This is a genomic window from Desulfobacterales bacterium (assembly GCA_034003325.1).
Taxonomy (GTDB): Bacteria; Desulfobacterota; Desulfobacteria; order Desulfobacterales; family JAFDDL01; genus JAVEYW01.
Genome location: JAVEYW010000012.1, coordinates 139,951 through 146,747, shown reverse-complemented (window position 1 = coordinate 146,747; position 6,797 = coordinate 139,951). Strand labels below are relative to the sequence as shown.

Sequence of the window (6,797 nt, the reverse complement as noted above, 5' to 3'; positions counted from 1 at the left end):
GGGCAAGGCATCGGCAAACTTGGCTACCACGATATGGGCCAGCAATCCCTCGGAGGCAATGCTTTTGGGAATCAACTGCACCGGCGGCGGGGCGATTTTTACCGTAGCTCCATCATCCTCAACCCCCCTGTGCGGCGGTTTTGATACCTCCATTCAATTGAAAACGAACCTGGCCAGATGCTTTGCCTGTAAGCGCAATTTCAACCATATCGAAATGGTGATGGCGCATTTAAGACTCGGCTTTACCGAGAGCGTCAGCTGGTTAAAAGAGCGTAATGCCCAAAGGATGGATGAAAAACCAGCTGCCTATCGAAAGAATCAAACATCGCCGGCCAAAATCGGCGACATCCTCTCCGGCATGCTCTCCATCACACCACCGCCTTCTCAGGAAAGCCCTCTTCCCACCATCTCGGAACGGATAGCCAGTCTCGAAAAAAAGGTTGAAGAACTCTTCACCTTGATCGAAAGACTCATTTCTTTACGCTTACCACATCAATAGATCCATCTCTATAAATCAAGCCAGAACAAACAGGCCGGGTGGGCGGGGTCTTTTTAATTTTTTGCCTGCGGGGTCCGAAACCGGAATAATGATTGGCTAAATCCTGAAACCGGCAACTTTCGGGTGGGTCCAAAAAAACGCTCCGGTGGGTCCATTCTTAACCGGAGGTAACAGCCGGAAGGACACGTTCAATCCGAGGTATGACATTTTGAACAAGTTATAGGACCAGATGTCTCTCCGCCGATTTTCCTTAAATGATGACATCCGATGCAGCTCTTGCTGTTGTTTAGGCTGTGGTATGCAAAAGAAGCGGTTTTTATTTTTTTCACATTTAAACTTCGATTTAGTACGTCATGGCAACCTGTAGACGTACATTTACCTGGAGAATCCATCTGGGCCTCCCATTTATGGTGACAAATTTCACAATCCATAGTTAAATGAATTTCATGCGGCATGCGTACTGGATTGTAAATGTCATAAAAGGGATTTTGTTTTTTCTGCCTCAAGGGAATACCAGAAAATTGATTCATGATGATGTTCTCCGGCACTTCAAAAGCATGAAGGTTTATTGCAATCAAATGCACTAAAACCATAATAAAAAGTTTTAGACCCTTTACCAGAAACATGCACGCTTTTGCGTGTATATTCGCCGAAGGTGAAAGATGGCTTTTATGCATCCCAGAATCCCAGCATTCCAGCATCCGGCTTTGCCGGATTAGATTTATAAATATAAATTTATGCAAATTCAAATTAAGTTGAACCATGAGTCCCATTTTTCAACAACGATCCTACACTCTTCACCTTTTACATCTTCGCCATCTGGATTAATACTTGAATTTTATACACATATAACCCATCTGGGTCAGCGCGCCCATTTTTTTCCAATTTGGTGAAGTGCACGTTTTCTGCCTTATCGCATGGCAACTACTTTCATGATCAGTGACCAACAAAATACTGTTTCGTCCAACTGTTTATGTATACATTCAATGCCATTTCCTTAACAATTGGTATTGTATTCATAGAAAAACCGACGTTGTTTGACCCTGTGTCGCCTTGGAAATTTTCTGTTGGGTCTCACGGATTCTTTTGTCTGAATGAATATGGTTCTTAGCTTTTCGATAATTTCAGTGACTTTTTTGCTGGTTCTATGAAAAACAAGAATGATCGTATGTTTCATTTTTACAAGCGCTTGGGTAAAATTTATCTGATGCACATGCTTGAGTTTCTCCGATTTTAAAAAAATTTGTTGTTTGGTTGTTCTTGCAACAGCGGCTACAAGGTTCTTTGAAAACAGTTTGGCATGAAAATCCTGATAAACGGAACGAACTGTCTTGCCGGAAAAGTTTTCCACCTGAAGGCGGTATTTTAAGGTTTCATAATCCTCTTCCACCGGCCAGCGCAGATGGTATAACTCCGAAAAAAGCTCATATGGATATCTCTTCATGTCCATCAGGGTGGTAACAAGAATTTCCGTTTCACCGGAATCCAGTTCAACGCGAATAAAGCGGACCCTTAGCGGCTTTTTATCAATCCCCATCTCGTAGCATTTACGGATGGATTGAGGGGAGGGGTAACTCTTGGAGATTTGTTCCTTTTTGACGGAAAGATAGAATTTTCGTGCTGCGCTCCAACGCTTATATGAAATTCTGGCGCAAAAGTTCGCGCCCATTGAAAGTATCAAGCCAAAAAGCCAGTGCGCTGGATACCCGCGATCCAAAAGGATAAGATCCTGGGGCTGTAACTTCAGGAAATGAAACGCTGCAACTTCTCTTTCCCAATCGCTTTTAGGGTTGATGATGCCGTCAACGGTTATTTTATTGAGCACGTCGAACATTTGGGAAACGCGGGCTTTTGGGCAAGCCTTCTCTCCCTTTGTGGACGTCCAAACGCCAAAATGATCGGCTATATCCGCCTCATGCGGCGGCAATCGAAGGGTTGAGCCATCAACGGCGAGGAGATTGAAGCCGAACCATATGTCCGGCCTGAAATGATCGTAAAAGAAATTTACCAAGTGATCGTTTAGTTCCATAAAGGCTTCATGTTTCATTTTGGCGCGGGCTTTGGATAAACTGCCTTTGTACAACACGCGCTCGTGAACTTCTGCATGGTGAAGGACCTGAAAATAGCGATCCAATTTTTCTTGATAGGATTGGTTGTTCATGTTCAGTAAAAAGAAAATTAGTTCATGGAACGGCAGAAGCCTTGTTCTGACAAAATCACGTTCATTTTCTTTGTTTCTTAGACAAAAATCTTCTGAAAAGATCATATTCTTAATGGATACGATTAGTTGTGGCACACATTTGCCAATTCAGGTTCCATGCCAATTTTTTCGTTTTTGAGCATTGTTCTCTCCTTTTTTTTGAATTTCTTATTGATGCAAAAGAACAATGTATTTATAGCATAACAAATTGTATTTTTTAAATATTAACGAATTTAAGTTCCTTAAGGAAACGGCATTGAGTATAGTTTTATTATTTATCTTTTTGCTTGAATCGCAGCCCCCAAAGCCCCTACTACCGTAGGGTTTTCCGGTACAATAATAGTAATGTCTAATTTTTCTTGCAGCATTTTTTTTAAACAAATATTATTTGCCAGGCCTCCTGTGAGAACGATTTCTTTATTCGGCTTAACTCGCCTGACTATCGAAGCAATTCTCTCCACTATAGCTTCGTGAACACCTGCCAGTAATTCTTCGATAGGAATACCACGATGGATTGCTGAAACCACCTCTGATTCGGCAAATACAGCACAGAAACTGCTTATTTTTTCGATTCTGGGGGAATTGAAACATATCTCGCCAGCTTTTTCTATATCGACGCCCAAAGCCGATGACATTTCCTCTAAAAAAATACCAGATCCCGCAGCGCATTTATCGTTCTCCACGTAATTAGTAACAACTGCTCTTTCATTTACATTAATAGCTCTGTAGCTTTCGGCTCCGATATTAACTATGGTCATTTCTTGCGGATATAGTAATGATGCACCGAGGGCTTGACACACAACTTCCGAAGATTTCTTATTCGCAAAGTTTATCCACTTTTTTCCCACACCGGTGGCAACTATAACCTTTAAATCCTCAAAAGATTTACCAGATAACTCAATGGCCTTATTTAATGCGTGTTTAGCACCAATTATAGCATTTTCTTGAGTAAATTTAGAGTATGATGAAAGTATTATATTATGGTCGTCAATAAGGACGGCGTTAATACTCCTGTTTCCGATATCGATGCCACCAAAGATCCCTGTCATAATAATTTAATTCCTTTGTCTTCATATGATCCAAATGTCATATTTAGGTTGCTAATTAAAAAAGGAACAGTAAAAATAAAATTTATTAATCGAGCATATATGCTTGGAGTGAAGCCTCTCTTGCAAACAAGGCTGCACCCAATGCACCTATAATTTGAGGTTCGAATGGGATGATAAGTCGTAAGCCTGTTTTTTCTTCAATTTTTTTAACAATTCCTTTATTTTTTGCTACCCCGCCTGTAATTGCGAAATCCTCTTCGATCTCTACCCTGGAAACAAGTTCTAATACGTTATCAGTGATAGCATCATGAACCCCTGCAACTATTTCATTTTTGGGGACTCCAGCCCTGTTTAATGATAAAACTTCAGATTTGGCAAATACTGCACATCTTGAACTAATTTTGCTTTCTTTACTAGCTCCAAGAGACATACCACCGAGATCTTCAAGTTCAACGCCCAATACATGCGCGACAATTTCCAAGGAACGACCAGTTCCGGCGGCACATTTATCGTTCATAACAAAATTGATGACTTTTCCACTTTCGTCGCATCGAATAGCTTTGCAATCCTGACCGCCCATATCTAAGATTGTTCTCACGGAGGGATGAAGGTAATGAATGCCTTTCGCGTGACATGTGATTTCGGTTATATTTTTATCGGCAAAAGGGACAATTACTCTTCCATAACCTGTTGCAACAACATATTTAATATCAGACTCGGATACATTCTTAATAAATGAAACAGCTTTCTGAAATACTTTTTCTGCTATTTTAATGCTGTTTCCACCTGTCGGAAGAATTGCATAGGAAAGTATTTTTTCACTATTCATAATTACGGCTTCAGCCGATAAAGAACCAATATCTATTCCAGCCCACATTCCAATCCCTCCGTTTAACCTTATAATTAAACTGTTGATGCCAAAATTTTATGATTTCAAAAACTGTTATTCTTTTTGATCCAAATTTCTTTTTTGCATACCATAAAAAAAAATACGCAAAAAACTATTTTTTATTTCTACAAGTGAGCAACGCCCCTTAATATCCACCCATTGTAATGACCAGTTAAACATACCCATCAGGGCCATAAAAGCAAGCTGGGGATCAACATCAATAAAATCGCCCCTCCTAATTTCCGTTTCAATAATACCAGTAATAAATTTTTCAAATTTTTTTCTTTTCGCAATAACATTTTGATACACTTCTGGTTGAATATGCTTATATTCCTTCAAAAATACAGAAACATATGACCTTTTCTGGGCCACAGTTTCTATAATGGCCGTCATGATAATGTTAAGTTTTTCTATTGTTGCCATGTCGTCAGTTATTGAGTTTGCATTATCTAAAATGATATCAATAATGATGTTATGTATTTTTATTAATAAGTCCTCTTTTTTTTTTATATAGTAATATAAGCTCCCTTGCGTTAAGTTCATTGCTTTTGCAATATCACGCATGGTCGTGCTGGAGTAACCTTTTTTTTCAAACAATTTTACAGCATGGTCGAGCAATTCCGCATATCGCTGGCTTTTATCGGCTTTTTTAGCTTTCATCAATCTAATCCCAAAATAAGCGTTTATTAATTTGACTTCGTAACATTCAGTATTGCGCTCGCGCCATTTTTAGCAGGCGCTGGCGCCTGATGCGCGAATCAATAGATTTTTTAAGTTGTCGATGTCGCTCTTCCATTTGACGTATCACTTCATCTCGAGTCGTGTCACGTCTCGGAAGAAAATGTGCAAGAAGGTCTTCAATATCAGCGCAAGAAAGAAGTGGATAATCATCTTCATGTTTGATTTTCTCAGAAAGCATGAACACCATCGCCATCATCACCAAAGCCATGTGGTGATGCCAGGCACTCCATTTGCGAACCTGGTAATCCGCCATGCCGCACTCGCTTTTCGCATCTTCAAAAGTGCGTTCGACCCAAAAGCGCAGACGTTGCATCCAAGCAAGGCGTTTAAGCGTAGTCGTTTCCGGGGCGTTGCTGATGGATATTTTGATATCCGAATAGCTCCCGGGTGTTCTCGTCGCTACCAGGTGCCACCGATGAACCTCAGAGGAGCCTTCATCCCAAATGTATACGGTTTGCACCCAGGCACTGACTTTCAGCTTGCCACGTGTGGTGTCACGGAGTTCCACAACTGTCCAGTCGCTATCTGGAATAGAGGTTACTACCTCACCAACCCCCTTTGGCGCATGATCAGTTCTATACTTTTTGCTCTGGCGGCCGGTCTTTGTCTTTTTCTCAGGAATATAGGGGCTTGGGTCTTCCGTATATACAAAAAAATCAGAGTGAACATCGACAACGAAAATTTCAGACATTTTGGCCAATGCTGTACAAAATCCCAGGCTTTTTCCGTAACCGGCATCGGCGCCAATCCAACCGTAATTCAGACGGTTTTCACGCGCCTGCTCAACAATTTTAAGCGCAAGCTCTATCTTTGTATGAAATTTTCGTTCATTTTCCGGTATGCCCGCTTTATCACACCGCTTTCGATCACGGGTCCATTCTTTGGGGAGATACAACCGGACATCAACTGGCGAAACAAACCTATTGTTTGCAAGGGCACCGAACACAGCAACTTGCCCATTATCAGTTTTTCCAAGTCGCCCCAACCATTGACGGGAAGTTCCAACAGACATTTTCCCCTGCTTGGCAAAACTGCTTTCATCGATAATAAGGCTGGTGGATTTACTGTCTCCGATAAGATTGTTTACATCATGCGCCACATGGTCGATTACAGCCCGATCATCCCAAGTGGAATGGGTCAAAAATTGTTGAAGGTTTCTCGACGTTGCATCAGGAACAACTTCAGCCATGCGGTCCATGTTTTTGCGGGAACCCGCCTGCATCAAACCACGAGTATATTGTCGAGCTTTTTCAGTAACATCGCGGGTGCTGAGAACAAAATGCTCACTGTAGGTGTTCACAAAAGACATGAATCTCCCGGCAATCCCCGCAAGCGCTGCCTGCGGGTTTTCATAAATTTTTCTCCTATGGTTAAATCTTTTTCTCCGGGGTTGTTTTCATAGGTTTTTATTTACTTTCC

At 41.2% G+C, this 6,797-nt stretch carries 7 protein-coding genes; 1 reads left to right on the top strand and 6 read right to left on the bottom strand.

What is annotated here, in order from left to right:
- Positions 1-499 (top strand): hypothetical protein (locus RBT11_14050; protein ID MDX9787903.1); only part of this gene is annotated, 499 nt, incomplete at its 5' end.
- A gap of 188 nt (positions 500-687) precedes the next feature.
- Here the strand turns inward: RBT11_14050 and RBT11_14045 are convergent.
- The 6 genes from RBT11_14045 to RBT11_14020 all read right to left on the bottom strand — a co-directional run bounded on the left by RBT11_14045 (position 688) and on the right by RBT11_14020 (position 6,687).
- The gene (locus RBT11_14045) at positions 688-1,272 is read right to left on the bottom strand and encodes a cytochrome c3 family protein (GenBank protein MDX9787902.1); all 585 of its coding nucleotides are present in this window, start codon (positions 1,270-1,272) and stop codon (positions 688-690) included.
- A 224-nt stretch (positions 1,273-1,496) separates the two neighbouring features.
- Positions 1,497-2,765 (bottom strand): IS4 family transposase, encoded by a 1,269-nt coding sequence (locus tag RBT11_14040; GenBank protein MDX9787901.1) that lies wholly within the window; start codon positions 2,763-2,765, stop codon positions 1,497-1,499.
- 209 nt (positions 2,766-2,974) lie between these two features.
- Entirely contained in the window at positions 2,975-3,748 is a 774-nt protein-coding gene (locus RBT11_14035) for an acyl-CoA dehydratase activase (protein ID MDX9787900.1), read from the bottom strand.
- 85 nt (positions 3,749-3,833) lie between these two features.
- On the bottom strand, positions 3,834-4,625 hold the full coding sequence (locus RBT11_14030; GenBank protein ID MDX9787899.1) for an acyl-CoA dehydratase activase: 792 nt from the start codon (positions 4,623-4,625) through the stop codon (positions 3,834-3,836).
- Positions 4,626-4,691: 66 nt separating this feature from the next.
- Positions 4,692-5,297, bottom strand: a complete 606-nt coding sequence (locus RBT11_14025; protein MDX9787898.1) for a TetR/AcrR family transcriptional regulator — start codon at positions 5,295-5,297, stop codon at positions 4,692-4,694.
- 46 nt (positions 5,298-5,343) lie between these two features.
- On the bottom strand, positions 5,344-6,687 hold the full coding sequence (locus tag RBT11_14020; GenBank protein ID MDX9787897.1) for an IS701 family transposase: 1,344 nt from the start codon (positions 6,685-6,687) through the stop codon (positions 5,344-5,346).
- Positions 6,688-6,797: the final 110 nt, after the last annotated feature.